The 21,203-nt window shown below is 65.9% G+C and carries 25 protein-coding genes and 1 pseudogene; 3 read left to right on the plus strand and 23 right to left on the minus strand.

Features of this window, described 5'->3' with window-relative positions; translation table 11 throughout:
• Positions 1–25: 25 nt before the first annotated feature.
• Positions 26–1,165: a 30S ribosomal protein S2, sunset domain variant gene (gene rpsB, locus BJ980_RS05275; protein ID WP_218855416.1), complete on the minus strand. Its 1,140-nt coding sequence runs from the start codon at positions 1,163–1,165 to the stop codon at positions 26–28.
• Positions 1,166–1,620: 455 nt separating this feature from the next.
• Between rpsB and BJ980_RS05280 the strand changes: the two genes are divergently transcribed.
• Positions 1,621–2,241 carry a M23 family metallopeptidase gene (locus BJ980_RS05280; RefSeq protein ID WP_179501324.1) on the plus strand — a complete coding sequence of 207 codons (621 nt, stop codon included), beginning with the start codon at positions 1,621–1,623 and terminating at the stop codon, positions 2,239–2,241.
• A 50-nt stretch (positions 2,242–2,291) separates the two neighbouring features.
• Here the strand turns inward: BJ980_RS05280 and BJ980_RS05285 are convergent, their stop codons facing one another.
• The 21 genes and pseudogenes from BJ980_RS05285 to rpsP all read right to left on the minus strand — a co-directional run bounded on the left by BJ980_RS05285 (position 2,292) and on the right by rpsP (position 19,286).
• A complete protein-coding gene (locus tag BJ980_RS05285; protein WP_179501325.1) occupies positions 2,292–3,191 on the minus strand; it encodes a tyrosine recombinase XerC in 900 nt (299 codons plus the stop codon).
• A 94-nt stretch (positions 3,192–3,285) separates the two neighbouring features.
• A complete protein-coding gene (locus BJ980_RS05290) occupies positions 3,286–4,926 on the minus strand; it encodes an HNH endonuclease signature motif containing protein (RefSeq protein ID WP_179501326.1) in 1,641 nt (546 codons plus the stop codon).
• A 128-nt stretch (positions 4,927–5,054) separates the two neighbouring features.
• Positions 5,055–5,654 carry a DUF6318 family protein gene (locus BJ980_RS05295; RefSeq protein ID WP_179501327.1) on the minus strand — a complete coding sequence of 200 codons (600 nt, stop codon included), beginning with the start codon at positions 5,652–5,654 and terminating at the stop codon, positions 5,055–5,057.
• A 275-nt stretch (positions 5,655–5,929) separates the two neighbouring features.
• Positions 5,930–6,475: a DUF6318 family protein gene (locus tag BJ980_RS05300; protein WP_179501328.1), complete on the minus strand. Its 546-nt coding sequence runs from the start codon at positions 6,473–6,475 to the stop codon at positions 5,930–5,932.
• Positions 6,476–6,648: 173 nt separating this feature from the next.
• Positions 6,649–7,011 (minus strand): hypothetical protein, encoded by a 363-nt coding sequence (locus tag BJ980_RS05305; RefSeq protein WP_179501329.1) that lies wholly within the window; start codon positions 7,009–7,011, stop codon positions 6,649–6,651.
• A gap of 416 nt (positions 7,012–7,427) precedes the next feature.
• Positions 7,428–7,814, minus strand: a complete 387-nt coding sequence (locus tag BJ980_RS05310; RefSeq protein WP_179501330.1) for a DUF6318 family protein — start codon at positions 7,812–7,814, stop codon at positions 7,428–7,430.
• 285 nt (positions 7,815–8,099) lie between these two features.
• Complete coding sequence (dprA, locus tag BJ980_RS05315; protein WP_179501331.1) at positions 8,100–9,236, minus strand: DNA-processing protein DprA; 1,137 nt, start codon at positions 9,234–9,236, stop codon at positions 8,100–8,102.
• Complete coding sequence (locus BJ980_RS05320) at positions 9,233–10,831, minus strand: YifB family Mg chelatase-like AAA ATPase (RefSeq protein WP_179501332.1); 1,599 nt, start codon at positions 10,829–10,831, stop codon at positions 9,233–9,235. Before BJ980_RS05320 ends, dprA begins: the two co-directional genes overlap by 4 nt.
• Positions 10,831–11,199 (minus strand): YraN family protein, encoded by a 369-nt coding sequence (locus BJ980_RS05325; RefSeq protein WP_179501333.1) that lies wholly within the window; start codon positions 11,197–11,199, stop codon positions 10,831–10,833. The genes BJ980_RS05320 and BJ980_RS05325 overlap by 1 nt, the downstream gene beginning before the upstream one ends.
• A 113-nt stretch (positions 11,200–11,312) precedes the next feature.
• Complete coding sequence (locus BJ980_RS05330; RefSeq protein WP_179501334.1) at positions 11,313–13,133, minus strand: Tad domain-containing protein; 1,821 nt, start codon at positions 13,131–13,133, stop codon at positions 11,313–11,315.
• 17 nt (positions 13,134–13,150) lie between these two features.
• The gene (locus tag BJ980_RS05335) at positions 13,151–13,597 is read right to left on the minus strand and encodes a TadE/TadG family type IV pilus assembly protein (protein WP_179501335.1); all 447 of its coding nucleotides are present in this window, start codon (positions 13,595–13,597) and stop codon (positions 13,151–13,153) included.
• Positions 13,598–13,736: 139 nt separating this feature from the next.
• Entirely contained in the window at positions 13,737–14,045 is a 309-nt protein-coding gene (locus BJ980_RS05340; RefSeq protein WP_179501336.1) for a DUF2469 domain-containing protein, read from the minus strand.
• Entirely contained in the window at positions 14,042–14,770 is a 729-nt protein-coding gene (locus BJ980_RS05345) for a ribonuclease HII (RefSeq protein ID WP_343047699.1), read from the minus strand. Before BJ980_RS05345 ends, BJ980_RS05340 begins: the two co-directional genes overlap by 4 nt.
• Positions 14,767–15,621 carry a signal peptidase I gene (gene lepB / locus BJ980_RS05350; RefSeq protein WP_343047700.1) on the minus strand — a complete coding sequence of 285 codons (855 nt, stop codon included), beginning with the start codon at positions 15,619–15,621 and terminating at the stop codon, positions 14,767–14,769. Before lepB ends, BJ980_RS05345 begins: the two co-directional genes overlap by 4 nt.
• Positions 15,622–15,670: 49 nt before the next feature.
• Complete coding sequence (gene rplS, locus BJ980_RS05355; protein ID WP_179501337.1) at positions 15,671–16,021, minus strand: 50S ribosomal protein L19; 351 nt, start codon at positions 16,019–16,021, stop codon at positions 15,671–15,673.
• A 209-nt stretch (positions 16,022–16,230) separates the two neighbouring features.
• Positions 16,231–16,683 (minus strand): GNAT family N-acetyltransferase, encoded by a 453-nt coding sequence (locus BJ980_RS05360; RefSeq protein ID WP_179501338.1) that lies wholly within the window; start codon positions 16,681–16,683, stop codon positions 16,231–16,233.
• Between the two features lie 2 nt (positions 16,684–16,685).
• The gene (locus BJ980_RS18840; protein WP_343047900.1) at positions 16,686–17,165 is read right to left on the minus strand and encodes a GNAT family N-acetyltransferase; all 480 of its coding nucleotides are present in this window, start codon (positions 17,163–17,165) and stop codon (positions 16,686–16,688) included.
• Positions 17,166–17,180: 15 nt separating this feature from the next.
• A pseudogene (gene trmD, locus BJ980_RS18845) lies at positions 17,181–17,849 on the minus strand (tRNA (guanosine(37)-N1)-methyltransferase TrmD); the annotation flags it as partial.
• Positions 17,850–18,392 (minus strand): ribosome maturation factor RimM, encoded by a 543-nt coding sequence (gene rimM, locus BJ980_RS05370; RefSeq protein WP_343047702.1) that lies wholly within the window; start codon positions 18,390–18,392, stop codon positions 17,850–17,852. It lies immediately after the preceding pseudogene.
• Between the two features lie 116 nt (positions 18,393–18,508).
• On the minus strand, positions 18,509–18,751 hold the full coding sequence (locus tag BJ980_RS05375) for an RNA-binding protein (RefSeq protein WP_179501340.1): 243 nt from the start codon (positions 18,749–18,751) through the stop codon (positions 18,509–18,511).
• A 4-nt stretch (positions 18,752–18,755) separates the two neighbouring features.
• Positions 18,756–19,286, minus strand: coding sequence for a 30S ribosomal protein S16 (gene rpsP, locus BJ980_RS05380; protein ID WP_179501341.1), 531 nt, complete (start codon positions 19,284–19,286; stop codon positions 18,756–18,758).
• Positions 19,287–19,494: 208 nt separating this feature from the next.
• On the opposite strand from rpsP, the gene BJ980_RS05385 reads away from it, so the two are divergent.
• Positions 19,495–19,995: a hypothetical protein gene (locus BJ980_RS05385; RefSeq protein WP_179501342.1), complete on the plus strand. Its 501-nt coding sequence runs from the start codon at positions 19,495–19,497 to the stop codon at positions 19,993–19,995.
• Positions 19,996–20,008: 13 nt separating this feature from the next.
• On the opposite strand, the gene BJ980_RS05390 is transcribed toward BJ980_RS05385, so the two are convergent.
• Positions 20,009–20,494 (minus strand): glutathione peroxidase, encoded by a 486-nt coding sequence (locus BJ980_RS05390; protein ID WP_179501343.1) that lies wholly within the window; start codon positions 20,492–20,494, stop codon positions 20,009–20,011.
• Between the two features lie 104 nt (positions 20,495–20,598).
• On the opposite strand from BJ980_RS05390, the gene BJ980_RS05395 reads away from it, so the two are divergent.
• Positions 20,599–21,195 (plus strand): hypothetical protein, encoded by a 597-nt coding sequence (locus BJ980_RS05395; protein WP_179501344.1) that lies wholly within the window; start codon positions 20,599–20,601, stop codon positions 21,193–21,195.
• The last annotated feature ends 8 nt before the right edge of the window (positions 21,196–21,203 follow it).

Consider the following 21,203-nt stretch of genomic DNA (forward strand, 5'->3'; position numbering starts at 1 on the left):
TCCGGACCTGGGCCCGGTTGGAGCCTCAGGCCTTGTCGTCGGCCTTGGTCTCGGCGTTCACGAAGCCAGCGGCCTCGGCGGCCTCGGCCGTCTTGAACCAGACCTCGGCGTTGGTACGGCCGTACCAGGGGCTGCTCGGGGCGTGGAACTTCATCGAGCCCTTGTTGCCCTTGATCTCGAAGCCCTCGGGAGCCGAGCCGTCCTCGTTGGCGGGAGCCGAGTCGGCAGGGGCCTCGTCGGCCTTCGCCTCGGTGGTCTCAGCCTTGGCCTCGGTGGCCTCCTCGGCGACAGCCTTGGCCTCGGTGGCCTCGGCAGCAGCGCCGGTGCCCTCGGTGGCCGGGGTGTCGGTGGCCTTGGCGTCGCCGCCGGTGGCCTCGACGGCAGCCTTGTCGGCGTCGCCCTGGAGCAGCTCGCGCTCCCAGTCGGCCAGCGGCTCGTCGGCGCCGGGGGTGGCGTCGCCGCCGGTCTTGGCGCCGGAGCGGGCGATGAGGCCCTCGGCCACGGCGTCAGCGACCACGCGGGTCAGCAGGCCGACCGCGCGGATGGCGTCGTCGTTGCCCGGGATCGGGAAGTCGACGAGGTCCGGGTCGCAGTTGGAGTCGAGGATGCCGATGATCGGGATCCGCAGCTTGCGGGCTTCCTCGACAGCCAGGTGCTCCTTGTTGGTGTCGACGATCCACACGGCCGAAGGCGTGCGGGTCATCTCGCGGATGCCACCAAGGGTCTTGTCCAGCTTGGTGCGCTCCCGCTTCATCTGGAGCAGTTCCTTCTTGGTGCGGTTGGAGCCCGCGACGTCGTCGAAGTCGATCTCGTCGAGCTCCTTGAGGCGGTTGATCCGCTGCGCGACCGTCTGGAAGTTGGTGAGCATGCCGCCGAGCCAACGCTGGTTGACGTAGGGCATGCCGACGCGGGTCGCCTGCTCGGCGATGGCCTCCTGCGCCTGCTTCTTGGTGCCGACGAACATGATGACGCCGCCCTTGGCGACGGTCTCCTTGACGAAGGCGTACGAGCGGTCGATGTAGGCCAGCGACTGCTGCAGGTCGATGATGTAGATGCCGTTGCGCTCGGTCATGATGAAGCGCTTCATCTTCGGGTTCCAGCGACGGGTCTGGTGTCCGAAGTGGACGCCGCTCTCGAGGAGCTGGCGCATGGTCACGACTGCCATGTGGTTCTACTTTCCTGTTGTGTGGCTCCACACCGATGCCGCCTGCCTTGTGCCCCGGTTCGCTCCGGAGAGGCAGGCCAGTGTTCGGCCAGCATTGTTTTCAGTTCGTTGCTCCCGACGGGTGCCGGTCGCCCTGACGCCGCGCGCGTTCCGACTCGGTCTTCGACCGACACTGAGGAACGTCGCCCACGGGCGCTCCCGCTCCCCTGATCGAGTCCTGGGGAGTGGGTCGTGGTCTGCGAGCGTGCGAAGTCAATCCACGGATGGATTGCGGTGATCAGAGTAGTCGAATCGGGAGGCTCCCGGCCAATCGAGCGGGGCCCTCTCCCTCGGTCTTCGGTGTGCCCGACCAGGGGCGGCCCGGATTTCGTCCACAGGGGCCGTTCTTGGAGGCGCTTTCCACAGGGTACGTCGGTCCTCCTCCCCCGACTCCCGGCGCCCGGCAAGGTGCTCCCATGCGGATCGTTGCCCTTCTCGGACTCCTTGTCGGAATGCTGCTGACGTGTGCCGTCGGCGGCGGGTCGGGCGCATTCGCCGACCCCGGTGGCGAGCAGCCCACACGAGGGGTGTGGCCGCTTGATCCACGTCCCGCTGTCGTCGGTGGATTCGCCCCTCCGACGGAGAAGTGGGGCGCCGGTCACCGAGGTGTGGATCTGAACGGCTCGGCAGGGCAGCCCGTGCGTGCGTCCCTGCCTGGCACGATCAGCTTTGCGGGGTCGATCGCGGGCCGTGGGGTGGTGAGCGTCGAGCACGGCGACACGCGCACGACGTACGAGCCGGTGGTGGCGAGTGTCGACGTCGGGGACCCGGTCAGCGCGGGTGAGGTGATCGGAAGGCTGGAGCTGCGCGGCTCTCACTGCCTGCCGGCGGCGTGCCTGCACTGGGGTTGGCTGCGCGGATCGGCATATCTCGATCCCCTTGACTTGGTCGGGGCGGCGCGCGTGCGCCTACTCCCCCCGGGTGGGCTGCCCGCCCCGACCTTGCCCAGTGAGATGAACGGCGAGTCTCCTGGTGGGGCTGCGTCGGTGGTCCCCGGCCTCGGAACGTTGTTGTGGCCGTCGAAGGCGGGTCAGTGACGAAGTTGCTGGTCCGACTCGCCTGCTGGTCCCGGCACGCGACTGACGCCTCAGGCGCGTGGGTGCGCCTGGCGGTAGGCCGAGCGGAGCCTCTCGGTCGTCACGTGGGTGTAGATCTGCGTGGTGGCCATGGAGGCGTGACCGAGGAGCTCCTGGACGGTCCGTAGGTCTGCGCCACCTTCGAGTAGATGCGTGGCGGCGGTGTGCCGAAGTCCGTGGGGCCCGATGTCGGGCGCACCGTCGACGTCGGCGATGCGCTTGTGCACCAGGGTGCGGACGGCACGCTGGTCGATCCGCTTCCCGCGCGTCCCGAGGAAGAGTGCCGGCCCGGCACCCTCCTGCTCGATGGCCGGCCTCGCTCGATCGATCCAGCGTTTGAGCGCAGCAGCCGCCGGCTGACCGAACGGCACCGTGCGCTCCTTGCGCCCCTTGCCGAGCACCCGGATGACGTTGCGGTCGAAGTCGACGTCGTCGATGTCGAGCCCGGTGAGCTCGCCGACCCGGATGCCGGTCGCATACATCAGCTCGAGAATGGCGACGTCGCGGACGCCGACGGGGCTGTCGTCGTCGGCCAGCGCGGCGGCCTGCTCGACGAGATCCTTGGCCTCGTCCGCGCGCAGCACGTCAGGGAGAGTCTTGTGCGCCTTGGGACTCGCCAGCAGCTTGCCCGCATCGCTGGCGGACCGCTCGGTGCGGGCCAGCCAAGCGGTGAAGACACGTACGGCTGTGGCCCGCCGGGCAATCGTCGTTCGCGACTTGCCCATGCTCTGTTGCTTGGCGAGCCAACTACGCAGGGTCCGCAGGTCGACTCCGGTCACGTCCTGGTGTCCGAGCTTCGCCGCGTGGGCGAGCATCGAGGCGATGTCGCCGGTGTAGGCGCGGACGGTGTGGCTGGTCAGGTCGCGCTCGGAGACCAGGTGGCGCTCGTAGTCGCCAAGGGTTCTCGCCATCGGCTCCGGAAGATGCTCCGGAACCTCATCTACTGACGCGCGTGACTCCACACCCGAAGACTAAGGGTGTGGAGTGCGCGGGTGGTGCCGGTCATCAGAAGGGTGGGGGCGTGTCGTCGAACTGTTCGACGATCGGTCTGCGCTGCCAGTCACGCTCCCCCGGTGGGACCGGCTCACCGGGCCGACGCGGAGCAGTGGCTGGGTCATCATCGTCGGTAATGTCCCAGGGCAGGAAATCGGTGGGTTGGAAGTCCGGGACCACCCGGGAACAGCCGCGTACGTCGTGGACGCGCGCCATCCGCTCGCGCATCCGCGCGACTCGTTGTCGAAGACGTTCCGGATCGATCCCCGGCGGGCCAGTGCCTGCCGTGTCCGGGCCGGTTCCGGCCAGATCGGGATCGCGGGTATCGAAACAACCGTTGTGGTCGTCGACCTCGCCGGGGAGCGTGACGTCCGCCGTACCGAGGTTGTCGCGGAAGTAGGTGCGACCGAAGGGCGAGTGCCACAGATAGGCACCCGGCTCCAGCACGTCATAGGACCAGGCGGTGTGGGTCTTGAGCCGATGGTGGCGACGACACAGCGGTGCGATGTTGCACGAGCAGGTCATGCCTCCGGCGCCGAACGGCACACCATGGTCGTGATCGCAGGCCACTGATGAGCGGTGGCACCACGGAAAGACGCAGCACGGACTGCGGCGATCGGCTTGGTCCGTGAGCCGATCGGGAATCTCGTAGCGTTCCACGTCGACGTGGTCACGGTCGTCGACGATCGGGAGCACCGTCACGGCAGTGTCCGTGCGCCCACACCAGTCGCGAATCATCTCGACGGAGATCGGCTTGGCACCACGCTCGATCCGGCCCACGTGTCCGCCGCCGAGACCGCTCAGCGCCGCATCGGCCAGGTGCAGCACGATCGTCATCTTCTTGCGACGCTCTCGTGGCGTCTTCCCCTCCGACTCACCGCTCCCCTCGAGAAGGTCGAGCGCGCGGCCCGGATCGGCCAAGATGCCGATCGCCAGCGCACGGCGTACGTCCAGCGGCTCCTCGCAGCCGGCCTCCTTCAGCAGGTGCGCCAACTTCGAGACGGTGTCATTGAAGTCCAAGGCGTCCTTCAGGTCGGCCTCGATGATCATCGTGGCGACGCCGTTGGCGGAGATGTCCTTGAGCAGTCTCACCTGCCGCCTGTCGAGCGCGTCGAGGCGCTCGCGCTCACGCTCCTCCGGATAGAGCGCCAGCATCGCCTCGTCGAGCAATTTCGCCAGGGTGATCAGCCCGACCTTGTGGGCGATGGCCCATACGTGCTCGTCCACGTAAGTGGCCACGTCGACGGGATGGTTCAGCGTGACGTCTGCGATGCGCCGGGCCCGCCATGCCGTCAGCTCTCCGCTCAGCACGCGCGACCAGGTCCTCGGCAGGCGGTGGCGCAGCTCCAGGCACTGGTCGAAGAAGTGATCGGAGAACGAGGGCGGGATGCCGACACTCAGCGCGAACTCGGCCGTGCTGTCCCATGCCACCGCCGGACGCGCCGAGTGCGCATCAGACTCGCGACCACTCGCCTCATCGCGGGCACCCGGAGCAGGGTCGTCCCCCTCCGGCGCTGGGTGCAGGTCTGCCCATTGCACGGCGCGCATGAGGATGCCGCGCTCGGCATCGTCGGCCACCCTGCGCAGTCGCGCCGCGTCCCCGAGAACCGCGTCAGCGGTCTCACATGTGGGGAGTTCAGAGGCCGGGTTCATGACCCGATTTTAGGTCGAACGTTTGTTCGTCGACAAGGCCTTCTGGCAATCTGTGGAGAACTATTTTCGCAGGTCAGAGGGAGGTTTGGACCTCCCGGCCACTATCACGAGCCACCGACAGGATCGGCCTACAACCGCAACCCCAGGTCAGGCTCCGCGCCGTCCGGGTAGCCAATCTCGGCGATCTTCCAATCGCCGTTGGTGATCGTCACATCCACCAACCAGCGTTGCTGCTCTCCCTCGAATTCGAAGAGTTCGTCGTCTGCGGACTTGCGGGCCCGCCCAGCGCTGACCTGGATCGTCACGTCATATCGAATCCCAGCGGACTCCGTCGTGCCGAGCATCTCGATCGAGGTCACGGTGTGTGCTTGTCCGTCAGTTTTCTGGGTGCCGCCGGCGGCATGGAACTCCTCGATAGCGCCCACCGTCGCGGCGCAGGCGAGGCACCCGGGATCTGCCATCAATTTCAGCTTTGTGGTGTCTCCTGTATGGCCGGCCACCCCGCTCTCGATGAAATAGGCGGTGACGAAGGCGGCGCCGCTTACCTCGCTGGCTCGATGAGTGCCCGGAGAAATGCCCGGCATGCGCGAGTCATCGTGATTCGACGGCAGCGCATCGGTCCCCAACAACCGCCACTTCGAATCCTCGTCGTCTGCGCAGCCAGTCATTGACACCGCCATCATCGTTGCGACGATGGGGGCGGCACACCACCGGCGCACCTTCCCCATCGACACACACTGAATGACAGTCGCAGCGAGCCCAACGAAACCTTGTCCGACTGAAGTCATCTGATCGTCCTCTTCCCGAGATGACGCCGGAACGTCGGCGTCTCGCAGCAGCGTAGGAGGATCCGCACTCCCCCGGGACGCCTCAGCGGCTTCCTGTGGATAACTCGGGAGACGACCTCCAAGCTCCCCGCTCACTCATTTCCACTCCGCTGCCTCGGACGGAGAAGGCGCACATACCCAAGAGCCGACAAGCATTAAGACTACGGCGGCCCCTTTCACTGGGCCGTCACCTGACTTATCCGCCACTTGCCCTGATCCTTGACCAAGACAAACTCCCAATGCCGATTGACGGCCTCGAAATTCTTGAGTGGGGCCCCAGCTTTCAAAGTCATCTTCGCAGCGGAACTGCGAACTGTGCACTCGACGCGCGTTTTGCCATCTGGTCCTTCGACTGCCGGCTGCATGCCGACGATCTTGTGTGCGTCCCCCTCGGGGACGATCTCCCCGCCGCTTTTGTAGATGTCCTCAAGGTCCTTGGCAAAGAACTCGCAAAACTCACAGTCCTTCAGGCTTAGCCGTCGCAGTCTGGCTGTGTCACCGGACGTCGTGGCGTCCGAGTACAGGGAGATCCACAGCCTGCTGAAGGTAGCGGGGGTGATCTCGTCCGCCGGTCGATCTTCCGGTAGTGCGGCCGCGTTCGGGGATGACGCCGACGCCGACGGACTCGGCGAGCCGGGCTCGTCGGTCTTCGAGTCCTTGTCCCCGCACGCCGCAAGCACCAACAAGGACAGGCATGCGAGTCCGACAAGTCCGTGTCGCACTGATTTAATCTGACCGTCCTCTTCCCGAGATGGCGCCGGAACGTCGGCGCCTCGAACCAGCGTAGGAGGATCTGCACTCCCCCGGGACGCCTCGGCGGCTTCCTGTGGATAGCTCGGAGACAGCCTCAAAGCTCTCCGATTGCTCACGCTCGGAACGGGCTACGGGCGTCGAGTCAGCCGCCAGAGGTGAGCACCGGGACCGCTTCGCGGACACGAAGTGGCGCGCCCGGGCCAGTCGTTGTGACAGTGCCATCGACTGTCTGCCAGGGACCGCCGTCGACGCTGTACTGGGCGCCCCAGACCACATTCACGCTCGGACTCAATTTCTTGACCGGCTTGAGGTACTTGTAGGACACGTAGTCCGACTTCGAACGGCTCCTGTCGTAGGTAACACCCGGAGTGGTCGTCGTGAACGACTCCCCGTCACCCGTGTTCCAGATGAACTGAGTCGGGCTGATCTTGAGTGTCACATCGCGACCGATCAACGTGATCGATTCTTCGTATGGCGCGGCGTCAGTCCGGAACAAGGTGTCCATGTTTACCAACGTCACTCCGCCCGGCGGCTGAATAACGATCTGCGACTTCGGGATCGTCAGAGTTTGGAAAGCTCGGCGAACCAGGACCGAAGTACTGGGACCGCTCGCAGATTCACACTCCCCGAAGTATTCGATTCGACTCGGGTCACTCAGTGACGCGTATGGGTGGAGGCAGATCGCTTCGAGTAACCCTAGTTCGTACCCGGTCCCTTGCTTTTCTGCGGCTGTGAGAGGTCTCCATTTGGCCGCGGGTTCCTCACGGCAATCTTCGACCTGTTCCACACCGATTTTGAGACCTTTGTGAACAACAGCGGACGTAGTCCAACTCGACCGGGGGCAACCTTCCAACGCTCCTGCCGAGGTGTTCAAGGAGGTGGTCCAGGAGCAGATAGCCAACATCAGAACGACAAAGATCCTCATGGCGTGAAACCTGCTTCCTGAACACGCCACTTTCCATTGACTACCTTAAGCTCGAAGTCCCACCAGGTATCTACCGCCTCAAAGGGAATTTTTTTGGCGCCCCGTTTAGGCAACGTCACGCCCGCAGCCGACTTCACTCGCAGCTGGAGGAGCAGATGATTGTCCGAATACTCTTCAGATCGCCTGTAATCGGTGACTTCATTAGTCACCCCGTTTGCGGTGATGCTCCCACCAGCCCCGTATACGTCCTCCGCCTGCTCGGCGAGTGCCTGACAGGTTTTGCACTGGGGCGAGCTCATGGCACGCATTTGACGCGTGTCCCCTGTATCGGTCGCCACGCTGTAGGCGTCGATCCAAAGAGCAGCGAAGGCTTCGGGCTTCACCTCATCTGCTGGAAGATCAGCAGGTTCTTGACTCGGGGACGAGCTTTCCGACCCCGAAGTTGAAGCACTGGGCGTCGGCTCATCCGACTTCGAGTCGCCATCCCCGCAGGCAGCCAGCAACACCAGCGGTACGCACGCGAGTCCGACAAGTCCGTGTCGCACTGATTTCATCTGACCGTCCTCTTCCCCGAGATGACGCCGGAACGGTGACGCCGGGCAACACAATAGGCCGATCATTGCTACCCCGAACAGCCCTGAGAGTCGGCTTGTGGACAACTCCGACGGTCAGCATCGTGCGAGCTCAGTCAGTCGCCAACCGTCCCGACCGGTGCTCACGAACCCCAGGTCGAGGAGAATCCTCAGCGTCTCTTCCACCGTCTTCACGCTGAGGCCGGCGACGCGCGCAATCGACTCGGGACCGACTTCCTGGGCGGCCGGAACTGCGTCCAGCACCTGCGCCTCTCGTTGGCTCAACCGATCTCGCGGCTGCTCGGGGGCCCGCGGCTCGAGGAGCAGATGGTCGCCCGAGATGCCGATGAGCTCGAGCACGTCCTCTCCCCTGGTGACCAGGGTGGCCGCCCCAGTGCGGATCAGCTGGTGCACACCTGCCGATGTCTCACTCGTCACCGGCCCGGGAACTCCCATCAACGGCCTGCTCAACCGAGTCGTCCAGTTCGCTGTGCTCAGCGCACCTGACCTGATCGCCGCCTCCACGACCACGGTGCCCATCGACAACCCGGCGATGATCCGGTTCCTCGACAGGAACCGGTGGCGCATCGGCGAACACCCCAACGCAAGTTCGGAGACCACAGCCCCGTGCTCGCCGATCCAACGAATCATGTTCTGGTGTGCGGCTGGATAGACGCGGTCGAGACCGCACGCCAACACGGCAACGGTCTGTCCCTCGACCGCAAGCGCGCCGCGATGCGCACCCTGATCAATGCCATAGGCCGCCCCGGACACCACACAGTTGCCGTTGCTGGCCAACGTCGCGCTGATCTCCCCCGCCACGTCGACGCCGTACAACGTGGATGAGCGAGACCCGACCACCGCTACGGAGCGTCTGAGCTCATTGAGCCGCAGCGGCCCCTTGACCCACAGTCCGAGGGGCGCCCCCGAGCTCTCCATCCCGGGCTCGCACTCGTCCAACTGATCAAGCCAGACAGGCCATTCGTCGTCACCGGGGATCACGAAGCGAATGCCCCTGCGTTCCGACCGGTCCAGCTCAGCCTCGGCGTCGAGCCCGTTCAGTCGCTCGGCGATGTTGTCCTTCAGCCCGTCCAACTGACCCTGGCCCAACAAGGCATCGCGAAACCTGACCGCTCCCATCGTCTTGACGAAGTCGAACATCTTCCGATCCCCTGGCTCGAACAGTCGGCCGAGCGCCACGCGCGCGATCCGCTCGTCATCTCGTCCGCTCATGAGGCCCTCCGCTGCACACAGTCGGCAGGCAGGGCCTCCCCCGTGCGCAATCTCAACGCCACATCGAACTCGACTAGGCCGGGTTGGTCCGAACCAAACAGGTCCGCCACCGTCCACGCGAGTCGATGCACACTCGTCGCCCCGCGACGCGTCAGCTTCCCGCCATAGATCGCCTCGTCGAGCGCATCCAAGGCGGCATCAGTCAGCGGCCATTCCTCGCGCAGCCGCGAACCCGGAGCCTGACCGTTGACCCGCCACTGCTGGCCGGCGTACCGATTGAGCTGAATCCTTCTCGCGGCTCCCACGCGTTCGCGGACGGTCGTGGACGACTCCGGCCGATTGAACCTGTCGTTGGCCTCGTGCTTCGCGACCGGCTTCACGTGGCGGGTGATGTCGATGCGATCCATCACCGGACCATCGAGCTTGCGTCGATAGTCACGACGGCGCACCTCACCGCAGGTGCAGAACTGTCCCGAGGTCGGATCTGCGGTGTAGTTGCCGCACGGGCAGGGATTCGCCGCGAGCACGAACATCGCCCGTGCGGGATAGGTCGCGGTCTCCTCGCCGCGAGCGATCGTCACTTCCCCAGACTCAAGAGGCTGCCGCAGCGACTCCACGATGTCGTTGTTGAACAGCGGGAACTCATCCAGGAACAGGACCCCGTGGTGAGCCCTACTCAACTCCCCCGGTCGGACCTTGCCGGTGCCGCCACCGAGCAGGCTGACCCGGGTCGAGCTGTGGTGCGGCGCGAAGAACGGTCGGGAGGTGACCAGCTCATCACCGATGTCCAGCACCCCTGAGAGCGAGCAGATCGCCGTGAGCTCCAGCGCTTCATCCACGTCGAGATCCGGAAGGATCCCGGGAATGCGCTCGGCCAGCGACGTCTTGCCAGCACCCTTGGGCCCGCTCAGCATCAGGTGATGACCGCCGGCCGCCGCAACCTCTAACGCGAAGCGCGCGTCTGCCATCCCGACCAGGTCACTCATGTCGACCTCCGCCAACCGGGACTCGCCCCGCCAGGTCAGCAGGTTGCCAGACGTACTGGTGTCCACCGGCGGCGCCTCGGGCACCTCGACTCCCCGTAGCTCGGCGATCACCTGAGCCAGCGACCGGAACCCGAAGACACTCATCCCCGGAACCATCGCGGCCTCACGTGCTTGTGGCTCTGGCACGAACACCCGGCTGAACCCTCGCGCCGAGGCAGCCAGGGTCATGGCCAGCACGCCCGGGACGGTCCGGAGCCGACCGTCGAGGGTGAGCTCGCCGAGCATGACCGTCCCCTCGAGCGACTCGCGCAGGATCTTCTTCTTGTCGGCGGCAGCGAGCACCGCCGCGGCGATGGCCAGGTCGAAGTGAGTGCCGCGCTTGGGCAGGTCAGCCGGTGAGAGCAGGATCGTGACGCGTCGGGTGGCCGGCCATTCGAAGCCGCTGTTCGTGATGGCCGTGCGGATCCGGTCCTTGGCCTCGTTGACCGAGGCGTCCGGCCGACCGACGAGGCTGGTGACGACCACACCGGGCGACACATCCACCTGTACGTCGATCATGTGGCCGATAGCTCCTTGCAGCGCAACACAGTGGGAGGTTGCGACGGGCATCAGCCCACCCCCGCGACGTGTTCGATGTGCGGTGTGCCGACCGAGGGCGCGATCACGCCCACCATGTCGAGACGGATGTCCTGAACCCGCACGCCGTTCGTGCTCAGCCACTGAGCAGCGAGGCGCTTGAGCCGTCCGATCTTGGTCAGGCTGATCGCTTCGAACGGAGTCCCGTACGTCGTGGTGCGACGCGTCTTCACCTCGCAGATGACCAGGGTGCGGCCATCCCGAAGGATCAGATCGATCTCTCCATCACGACAGCGCCAGTTGTGATCGAGCAGCACCATGCCCTTCTGGACCAGGTAGCGCGCTGCCAGTGCTTCGCCGTAGGCACCGAGTGCCTGCTTCTGTTGTGCCGTGGATCCCATGTCCTTGACCTCCTGGAGGCAAGGATCGTCGGGATCGACGACGGGTCAGGCGAGCTCGACGGGTGCCTGTGGAGAACCCGGATCGTGCAAGGTGCTGTGGACGAAAAGTGGGCTCAGCCGCGCAGCGCGGGGTAGCCGCACGAGGGAACCCGAAGGGCAGAGACCCGCGCACCCGAGACATCGATGCCGAGGGTGGACAAGATCGTGTTGAGGAGTCCTGTGCTCAACCCACTGAGCAACGGGTTCAGAACCCCCGTCAGCACGTTGAGTAGGGGCTGGACGAACCCACCCAAGTTGATGGTCCCGTAGTCGTCCGAACTGCCGATCTTGATGCTGAAGTCACTCGTGTTGAGTTGCCGGATCGTGGGAAGCCCAATCGAGCCGGCACCGAAGAGGGCAGCCGTGTCGTAATCACCATCGTCTTCGATTTCCAGAGTGTGCTCGGTCCAGTCTGGTTGCTGACCCTGCGTAGAGAGCGTGATCGGACCACCGATGGAGAAGACATTCTCGTCGGGCCCCCAATCGACACTGCTCCATGGCGTGAGAATCGATGATCTCGTCTTGACTCTCTGGACGATGGCTGCCTTGACCCGCGCAACCAAGGTCAGCGAGACCAACTGTCCTCCGGCTGCCCGAAAGTGAATGGTCCGCCTGTCTCCGTCGCACTCTGCCCCCGTGAACTGTGCACGTGCGGGCGCAACCTTCAGCTCCAGATCAAAGCCGACGTCGGTAACGAGGCGGGGTTCGACCCTCCGGTAGGACAATCCACTGAACAGGTCGCCCAGACCGCTGATGAGTCCATTGACCAAGTCAGTCAAGGCGTTGCTCGGTGGCAGCAGATTCGCCGACAGTTTGATTCCGACCTGCGAGGTTTCAATGACGGGATTCGATGCGGACCGGCGCTGGCCGCAACCGACTTGGGGCTTTTGGATCACGTGTGCAGACGCGTTGATCGACGCCAGGTTCCCCGGGAGATTGATTGGAACGTTCAGCGCCAAGCCGTTCTCACCGTTGGCAGCGACGATCGATGCGCCCACAATGTCGAAGAGATTGACCTTGGTGTCCAGTCCGGAGCCGCTGCCGGTGCCCAGGGCCACCAGATCGCTCAGCGCGATCTGCATGCCGCCGACCTTGGGCTCGAGGAACTCGAGGACCTGGATCGCGGCAGTCTGCGACTGCGTCAGAACGTCCGTGCCGATGACATCGAAGAGCCCGGCCAGGCTCACCTTGGTGTCCGCCGCCTGTCCCAGGGTCACACCGTCGACCTCGGCGTTGATCAGGCTCAGCAACGAGATGTCGACGTCGGCCAGGCTCGCCCCCTGCGCCGCTGACAGGCCGACCTTCGTCCCGAGGAGGTTCAGCAAGGGTCCGAGGGCACCGTCATTGAGGTTCGCGTCCGCGACGTAGGAACTGACTCGCAGGCACGTCTGGTCCGAGGCTTCGGAGTACGCCGTCGCCTGCGAAGCGCCCCCGTCAGCGAAGACCGGGAAGAAATAGTCGATGGTCGTGCGCGCAATGACTCGCACGTGCGTGGCCGGCTTGGACCCGCTGTTGGAGAAGACACCGTCGGCATAGATGCCGGGCGTCGCGCAGATCTGGTTCCCGGAGACCGCGTGGTCGTCGGCCGTGCACGGGATCACCGTCAACGGCTCACCGACGGATGAGTTGTCGTTGCGGTTCAGGCTGTCGGCCAAGGCGTCGTTCCACGTCGAGCCGCCCAACTGGCCGGTCGTCTTGCCGTCGAGCTTCCGCGCCATGTCCATCGAGACGATGTCCGCGATTGCCTGCATGTCGCGCTTCGCGACCCGCTGATAGCCGATGTCGACGGCCAGGCTGCAGACACCGACCAGGACCACCGTCAGCAAGCCGACCATGACCGCAACTGCGCCGGACTCGTCCCGGTCACGACCCCGAGGAACAAGAAGGTTGCGCACCGCTCGGCGCCACCGCATCAGTTGACCTCAGCCTGGGAGGTGAATTCCAGGGAGTCGGGCATCGGAACGAGCGGGATCTCGAACGGATCGAACACGTTGTAGTCCAACCGCAACGTGACCTTGACGCATTCAGCGCCGGTCGACGTGGTGCACGCATCGTCGTAGTCACAGACCAGTCCGTTGGTGCCGCACCTCAGGCTGGTGCCCGCAAGTGCCGCAGCCACGCCGTCGGCTGCCTTGGCCTGGGGGTCCGAGGCAGCCACGGCTCCGGCGCGAGCGCCCTCGGCCGCGGCCTGGGTCATCGTCTGCCGAATGGTGAACATGTAGCCGTAGCTGATGATCCCGAACAGCATGAGCGCCAGGATCGGGAAGACGAGTGCGAACTCGACAGCGGACGCACCGCTCTCGTTCCGCTCCTTGCGTCGCCCAATCCGTCGCTTCGCCGCAACCACCACGTCGTACACCCCGGCACAGTCAAAGGCACGGACCCCACTGATCCACGCCGCTCAAGACTAGGCGGCAATGACCGTTCTGTCCCCGGTTCTCGAAGACAGACCGAGCCAACCGGTCTAGACCAGCAGGCCTGGAACCACCAGGGCGGAGTCAGGGCTTCGGCGGCTCGAAGTCGGACGCCGCGAGCTCCTCGACGTTCACGTCCTTGAAGGTCAGCACCTTCACGTTCTTCGCGAAGCGCGCCGGGCGATACATGTCCCACACCCAGGCATCACTCATCGAGACCTCGAAGAACACGTCCCCCGACTCGGTCCGGGCCTTCACGTCCACCGCGTTGCAGAGATAGAACCGGCGGTCCGTCTCGACGACGTACTTGAAGATGGCCACCACGTCGCGATATTCGCGATAGAGGTTGAGCTCCATCTCGGTCTCGTACTTCTCGAGATCCTCGGCACTCATGACAGCTCCTCGATGATCGGTGACTGCGGCGAGTCTAGAACTGTGTCGATCACGACGCCCGGCAGGCTCCACGAACGACGATGTACGTCGCAGGGCCCGAGCCGGCGCAGCGCGTCGATGTGCTCGGGGGCTGAATATCCCTTGTTCTGGTGCCAGCCGTAGTCCGGGTAGTCCCCGGCCAGCTCCATCATGATCGCGTCGCGCGAGGTCTTGGCCAGGATGCTGGCGGCCGCCACCGCGGCGCAGCGCATGTCGGCCTTGATCGCGGTCACCACCGGCGGGACCGTGTCCATCAGACCGGACGGACCACCGAAGAGCATCGCGTCCTCGGGGTGCGAGAGATAGTCGTGGTTGCCGTCCAGCAGCACCAGGTCCGGGACGACGCTCAGCTGCGCCAGCGCGCGGTGCCCGGCCAACCGCAGCGCCGCGGTCATCCCGAACTCGTCGATCTCGGCGGGGCTGGCATGGCCCACCCCGTGATGGGGAGCCCATCGCTTCACCCTCGGCACCAGCGCCTCACGCGCTGCCTGGGTGAGCAGCTTGGAGTCGCGGACACCTTGGGGCGCCGTACGCGTCTGCTCCGAGATCACCACCACGCCGATCGTCACCGGACCGCACAGCGCCCCGCGGCCGACCTCGTCGACGCAGGCAAGCAGCTCTCGACCCTCGCGCAACAGGCTGCGCTCGAAGCGCAGGGTCGGTCGGTTCTTCAGCCGGGTGCTCACGGTGAGTCGGGCACGTCCTTGAACACGTCCGGACGGTGCGAGCGCTCGAAGCGGTCATAGGGCCAGACCAGCGCCCACACCTTGCCGACCACGAGGTCCTCCTTGACCAGACCACGCGTCGGGGAGCACTGCTCGAGCTTGGGATCCTGGCACATGTGCGCCGTCGAGTCCTGCGAGTTGCCGCGGTTGTCGCCCATCACCAGCAGATAACCCTCGGGGATCTTCACGTCCAGGTCACAGCTGATCATCGGCGCCGCGCACTCGGTGCCGTCCTGCTTGACGTAGGCCTTCTCGTCCATCGCGTGGCCGTTGATCGAGAGCTGGCCCTTCTTGTCACAACAGACCACGTGGTCGCCGCCGGTGCCGATCACCCGCTTCACCAGGTGGCCACCGGTCGGATAGAGCCCGATCTTGGCCATCGTCTTGGTGAAGAGCCCCTCGGGGCCCTTGGAGTCCTCGGGACCGAGCCACTCGCCCGGGTCCTTGAAGACCACGACGTCACCGCGCTCGGGCCCGCCGTCGCCCCAGTAGGACACCTTCTGCACGACGATCCGGTCGTTGACGATCAACCCCGGCTCCATCGACTGGCTGGGGATGTAGAAGGCCTGCAGGAAGAACGCCTTGATCCCGATTGCGAGCAGCAGCGCCACCCCGATCAGCAGGATCGTCTCCTGCCAGATCGGCAGTTGCTTCTTCTTGTCCTTGTCAGAACGATCCCGGATCACCCGGTTCAGCGCCGCGTCCCGGTCGTCGCCACCAAAGAGCGAAGACCGCGACCCGTTCTCCTCGTTGGTGTCGGAACTCTTGGTTCCGTCCTCGGCGGGGAGGGGGTCGCGGTCTTCTGAAGTCACGCGGCAGAGCCTAACCAGTGATTGGTCGGACTGCTGATTCTGGACTCTCTCAGATGTCGCGGCGCTCCTTGATCTTTGCGGCCTTGCCGCGCAGGTTGCGCAGGTAGTAGAGCTTCGCGCGACGCACGTCACCGCGGGTGATGACCTCGATCTTCTCGAAGATCGGGGAGTGCAGCGGGAAGGTGCGCTCGACGCCGACGCCGAAGGAGACCTTGCGGACGGTGAAGGTGCGGCCGATGCCGGAGCCCTGCACGCGGAGCACGACGCCCTGGAAGACCTGGACACGCGAGCGGCTGCCCTCGATGACCTTCACGTCGACCTTGATGGTGTCTCCGGCACGGAAGTCCGGGAGGTCGGTGCGCTTGTTGGCGTTGGCCAGTTCGGTGATGACGTTGGTCATTGCTTCTCCTCGCGAGTGCCACAGGTCAACCGCGGAATCATAGTGATCTCGGTGTGGTCCAGACGTGCATGGCCGGCGGCGCCCGCTCCCCCTGTGGCAGGAGGCCTGACGCAGATCCTCCGCATCCTGGCGAGCAGGAGCGGGAGCGATCCTTCTTCGGCCGACTGGGCCAAGGAAGAAGTTTGCCACATCTGCCGGGCCGCCCGAAATCAGCGATCCTTGCCCATCCGCACGACTGAGGACAGCGTCTCGCGCTCCCCCTCGGCGACATAGCCCAGCCCGGCATAGAACGCGACGTTCCCGGCCGCAGTGAAGAGCTGGTACGCCGTGACCTGCGGCGGTGCCATCTCCTCCGCGTGGCCCACCAACCACCGGCCCACGCCGCGGCCCTGCAGGTCCGGCTCGACCATGACCAGGGACAGGTGGGCGAACTCGCCGTGCACCTCGCACCGCACCGAACCGACCAGGCGTCCGGAGTCCCGGACCAGCCAGGTGGTCGCGCCGAGCACGTCCTGGGTCAGCACCTCGAGCGGCTCGTGCAGGGCAGGCTCGAAGGCCCGCCACTGGAGCCGCGCGAACTCCTCCATGTCGCCTGCCCCGGCCAGGGACGCCACCGCGTCGGGGAAGCCGGGGATCCCAGCGGGGTTCCCAGCAGTTCCCACGGTCATCGCCGGCGCTTGGACAGGTGTACGGCGCCGCGCGGCGCCTCTGCGTTGTCGAGGCGGTAGCCCGCCTTGCGATACATCCGCAGGTTGTCGGTGCTGTTGGCCCCTGTGAAGAGCTCGAACCGGGTGGCCTGTGCCGGCGCCAGGGACTCGGCGTACTCCAGGATCCACCGGCCCAGGCCCCGACCCTGCAGGTCCGGGACCACCATCAGCCGACCGATGTCCCAGCTGTCGTCGTGCACCAGTCGGCCGCGGCAGCTGGCGATCAGGCGTCCCTGCGCGCGCACGACGTGGGTGGTCCACTCCGCGATCCCGGCGATGACGTCGTCGAGCGATTCGACCAGGGGCGGGATCACCGCCTCGGGGTTGGCCTGGAGCTCCTGAAGCCAGCAGGCCCGCTGGAGCGTGAAGATCTCTGCGGCATCGGCGCGGGTCGCGGGGCGGATCTCGAGGTCGGACAGGTCACCGATGCCGACCACGGCCGAACCGTGCAGCAGGTCGGGTCGCCGGTCGGCGGTGCGGCGTACGGCCTGGTCGTGGCGCCACTGGGCGATCGCCTTGTGGTTGCCGGACAGGAGCACCGGTGGCACGTCGAGGCCACGCCACTCGGCGGGCTTGGTGAAGACCGGATATTCGAGCAGCCCGTCCTCGTGGGACTCCTCGACCAGGGAGTCGGGGTTGCCCATGAACCCGGGCAGCAGTCGCACCACCGCCTCGGTGATCGCCAGAGCGGCGACCTCTCCCCCGTTCAGGACATAGTCACCGATCGAGATCTCGCGTACGTCGGCCCGCGACGCAGCGTGGTCGATCACCCGCTGGTCGATGCCCTCATAGCGGCCGCAGGCGAAGACCAACCGGTCGTGGGTGGCCAGCTCCCGGGCCATCTCCTGGTTGAACGGTGCGCCACTGGGGGTGGTGAAGATGACCGTCGCGCCATCGATGCCGAGATCGTCGAAGGCTGCGCCGAACGGCTCCGGCTTCATCACCATCCCCGCGCCCCCGCCGTAGGGGGTGTCGTCGGTGGTGTGGTGCTTGTCGGTGGTCCACTGCCGCAGGTCGTGGACGGCGAGCTCGAGCAGCCCCTTGGCCCGCGCCTTGCCGGGCAGCGAGAGCTCGAGCGGAGCGAGATAGTCGGGGAAGATGCTGAGGACGTCGATCCTCATTCAGTCCTCCAGCGGGGTGACCAGCCCGGGGCGGTCGGCGACGACCACGCGGCCGGCGGCAACGTCGACCTCGGGCACCAGCTGCTTCACGAACGGAACCAGTCCGTCGTGGCCGGCGGGCGTGCGGACCTCGAGCAGGTCCTGCGCACCGCCGTGAATGACGCGCGAGACGGTGCCCAGTGGCTGGCCCTCGAGATTCTCGACCTTCAGCCCGATCAGCTGGTGGTCATAGAACTCATCGGGGTCGTCGGGGGTCTCGTCGGCCTGGATGTCTGCGTGGAGCACGATGCCGCGCACGGTCTCGGCAGCGTTGCGGTCGTTGATCTCCTCGAGGCCCAGCAGCAGGACGCCCTGGTGCCACCGGTGGGACGTCACGGTGACCGAGCGCAGGGTGCTCGCCGATCCCTTGGGGGGTTGGGCCCGCAGGGTCTGTCCGACGGCGAAGCGTCGCTCAGGTTCGTCCGTGCGCACGTCGACGGTCACCTCACCGCGGATGCCGTGCGGCTTCCCGATCCTGCCGACGACGAGCTCGATCTTCTCCACGGGGTGGAGCCTAGTTCCTCGCCGCGGACAGTCATATTTCGCTGCGACGTACGCCCGTCAAATGGCGACCGGGCGCCTCCCTCGATGAGGGAGACGCCCGGTGCGGTCGAACTTGTTCAGCGGCGGCGGTCGACGTCCACGAAGTCGATCCGAGCGCCACCACGGCCCGCGAGGGCCGAGATGACGGTGCGGAACGCGGACGCGGTGCGGCCGCCACGACCGATGACCTTGCCCAGGTCGTCGGGGTGCACGCGCACCTCGAGGACCGAGCCGCGGCGCAGCTGCTTGTCCCGGACCTCGACGTCGTCGGGGTTGTCGACGACACCGCGGACCAGGTGCTCGAGAGCGTCAGCCAGCATCCGCTCAGGCCTCGGTGGTCTCGGCGGCCTCGGCCTCGTCGGCGGCGACCGCAGGGGTCTCCGACGCGGGAACCTCGGCAGGAGCCTCGGTGGACTCCTCAGCCTTCTCAGCCTTGTCGGCCTTGGCCTCGGTCTTGTCCTCGGCCTTGTCGGCCTTCTTCTTGGACGTGACCGCGGCGGACTTGGGCTCGTTCTGAGCTTCCTTGAGCGCCTCGTTGAAGACCTCGAGCTTGTCGCGCTTCGGCTCGGCGACCTTGAGTGTGCCCTCGGTGCCCGGAAGGCCCTTGAACTTCTGCCAGTCGCCGGTGATCTTGAGGATCGCGGCAACAGCCTCGGACGGCTGTGCGCCGACACCGAGCCAGTACTGCGCCCGGTCGGAGGTCACGGCGATGAACGACGGCTCCTCCTTGGGACGGTAGGACCCGATCTCTTCGATGACCTTGCCGTCGCGCTTCTTGCGCGAGTCGACAACGACGATGCGGTATTGCGGCACACGGATCTTGCCCATGCGCTTCAGACGAATCTTGACGGCCACGTTTGTGGTGTCTCCTCGGAAATTGTGGTGTGGGTGAGGCGTCGAGAACCGGGTGGGGACCAGGCCTGACGACTCGGCGGATCCCATGCGCCCGGATGAGAGGGTCCGGGTGCGCAGGACTCAGCGGGAGATTCTGCCAGACACTGGGCCGTGGGTCGAAATCCGGTCGGTGTGATCGCTCCGGCAGCCATCGGGGCAGGATGGTGGGATGGATCCCGTCCTGCTCGCCCCTCTCATCATGGTCGCTGCGGTGGCCTTCATCGCCCTGGTCTTCGGCATCATCTTCCATGCAGGTCGTTCCCGTCCTGAGGAGGGCTTGGGACCGCAGTACGACCAGAACGGCTTCCATCCCCCGATCGGCACCTGGAACGCTCAGATCCTTGCCGGACACCTGATCGGCGTGCTGGGCGGCACGGCCGGATCGCAGAATGGCCGGTTCGAGGTCGCACAGGGACTGCTGCACTTCCGTCCCACAGGTGCCACGAAGCCCGCGTGGACGCTTCCCTGCGGCCAGCTCCGGGCGCGGGCACACGGGATGCTGTCGACGGCGGGGGTGACGCTGTGGACGGCACAGGGCGAGATCCGTTGCAACGTGAGCCGCGAGAAGATCAACATCTGGGTCGACAACGACATCAAGGAGATGCGGCAGCCCGCCTATGCGCGCGAGTTCGTCGAGGTGCTCCACGCCAATGGTGCCGGCTGGGGATGAGCGTCCCGACGACTCAAGCCTTCGTCAGTGCCTTCTCGATGTCACCGGCGATCTTCTCCGGCTTCGTGGTCGGCGCATAGCGCTCGATCACCGTGCCGTCGGGGGCAATCAAGAACTTGGTGAAGTTCCACTTGATGCGATTGCCGAGCAGGCCGCCCTTCTGCGAGCGCAACCACGCATAGAGCGGGTGCGCGTCAGCACCGTTCACGTCGACCTTCTCGAACATCTCGAAGGTGACGCCGTAGTTCCGCTGGCAGAAGTCACCGATCTGTTCCGAGTCCCCCGGCTCCTGCCCTGCGAACTGGTTGCAGGGGAACCCGAGCACGGCGAGCCCGCGGTCGGCGTACTGCTGGTGGAGCTTCTCCAGGCCCTCGAACTGCGGGGTCAGGCCGCACTGGGACGCGGTGTTCACCACCAACACCACCTTGCCGCGCCAGGCGTCGAGCGACTGTTCCTCGCCGGTGAGCGTGGTGGCGGTGAAGTCATGGAGCGTGGGCATGTCGGGCCTTCCGGTTGGGCGGATGCTGCCGGTGGTTCGTCGCCACCGCCCCAATGGATGGGAAACCGCTGCGCGACGAGGGGTAACCGTCCACAATTGTGCCGGTGTCCGCACCCGTCCCCCCAGCCCATCCGCCGTACGGCTACGTCCACCCACCTCCGCCCCGGCCCACCGGCAGGCGTCGAGCCAGCGGGTGGTGGTGCCTGGTGCCGGCGAGCTTCTTCCTCGCCGCTCTAGGTGTCTTCGGGTGGGCCTTCGCCGTTCCGTTGATGAACTTCATGGAGTACTACGAGATCCCGGCTGATGACGACACCTACGTGCTCACCGTCGAGGAGGACTCCCTCCAGCTCATCAGCCAGGCCGAGGATGGACGGCTCGAGGGCTGTGAGGTGCTCGACGCGACGACCGGTGACGTGCTCGAGCAACGACCCGTCGAACCCTGGATGGCACAGGTCAATGAGGACTTCGCCTTCTCCAAGGCCCGGTGGACCTTCGAGGCCGGCAGCGGCGACCTGGAGGTCACCTGCTGGGGCAGTGGCGATGTCGAGATCGCGGACGCGCCGGAGCGAGGAGAGGACATCAGGATCCTGATGCTGGTGTTCGGCGTCCCGGCGATCCTGGTCGGACTCGGCGTGATCGCGATGTGCATCTGGCTGATCTTCTTCACCCAGCGGCGACCCGAGCCGAACCCGCGGGTGTGAGAAGCAGC

It is taken from the genome of Nocardioides daedukensis (assembly GCF_013408415.1).
In the GTDB taxonomy this organism is placed as follows: domain Bacteria; phylum Actinomycetota; class Actinomycetes; order Propionibacteriales; family Nocardioidaceae; genus Nocardioides; species Nocardioides daedukensis.

What these genes read in the sequence shown, in the direction of transcription:
- rpsB (WP_218855416.1), bottom strand. Translation starts at nt 1,165, where the DNA reads ATGGCAGTCGTGACCATGCGCCAGCTCCTCGAGAGCGGCGTCCACTTC.
- BJ980_RS05280 (WP_179501324.1), top strand. Translation starts at nt 1,621, where the DNA reads ATGCGGATCGTTGCCCTTCTCGGACTCCTTGTCGGAATGCTGCTGACG.
- BJ980_RS05285 (WP_179501325.1), bottom strand. Translation starts at nt 3,191, where the DNA reads ATGGCGAGAACCCTTGGCGACTACGAGCGCCACCTGGTCTCCGAGCGC.
- BJ980_RS05290 (WP_179501326.1), bottom strand. Translation starts at nt 4,926, where the DNA reads ATGAACCCGGCCTCTGAACTCCCCACATGTGAGACCGCTGACGCGGTT.
- BJ980_RS05295 (WP_179501327.1), bottom strand. Translation starts at nt 5,654, where the DNA reads ATGGGGAAGGTGCGCCGGTGGTGTGCCGCCCCCATCGTCGCAACGATG.
- BJ980_RS05305 (WP_179501329.1), bottom strand. Translation starts at nt 7,011, where the DNA reads ATGGACACCTTGTTCCGGACTGACGCCGCGCCATACGAAGAATCGATC.
- dprA (WP_179501331.1), bottom strand. Translation starts at nt 9,236, where the DNA reads ATGAGCGGACGAGATGACGAGCGGATCGCGCGCGTGGCGCTCGGCCGA.
- BJ980_RS05320 (WP_179501332.1), bottom strand. Translation starts at nt 10,831, where the DNA reads ATGCCCGTCGCAACCTCCCACTGTGTTGCGCTGCAAGGAGCTATCGGC.
- BJ980_RS05325 (WP_179501333.1), bottom strand. Translation starts at nt 11,199, where the DNA reads ATGGGATCCACGGCACAACAGAAGCAGGCACTCGGTGCCTACGGCGAA.
- BJ980_RS05340 (WP_179501336.1), bottom strand. Translation starts at nt 14,045, where the DNA reads ATGAGTGCCGAGGATCTCGAGAAGTACGAGACCGAGATGGAGCTCAAC.
- rplS (WP_179501337.1), bottom strand. Translation starts at nt 16,021, where the DNA reads ATGACCAACGTCATCACCGAACTGGCCAACGCCAACAAGCGCACCGAC.
- BJ980_RS05375 (WP_179501340.1), bottom strand. Translation starts at nt 18,751, where the DNA reads ATGCTGGCTGACGCTCTCGAGCACCTGGTCCGCGGTGTCGTCGACAAC.
- BJ980_RS05385 (WP_179501342.1), top strand. Translation starts at nt 19,495, where the DNA reads ATGGATCCCGTCCTGCTCGCCCCTCTCATCATGGTCGCTGCGGTGGCC.
- BJ980_RS05390 (WP_179501343.1), bottom strand. Translation starts at nt 20,494, where the DNA reads ATGCCCACGCTCCATGACTTCACCGCCACCACGCTCACCGGCGAGGAA.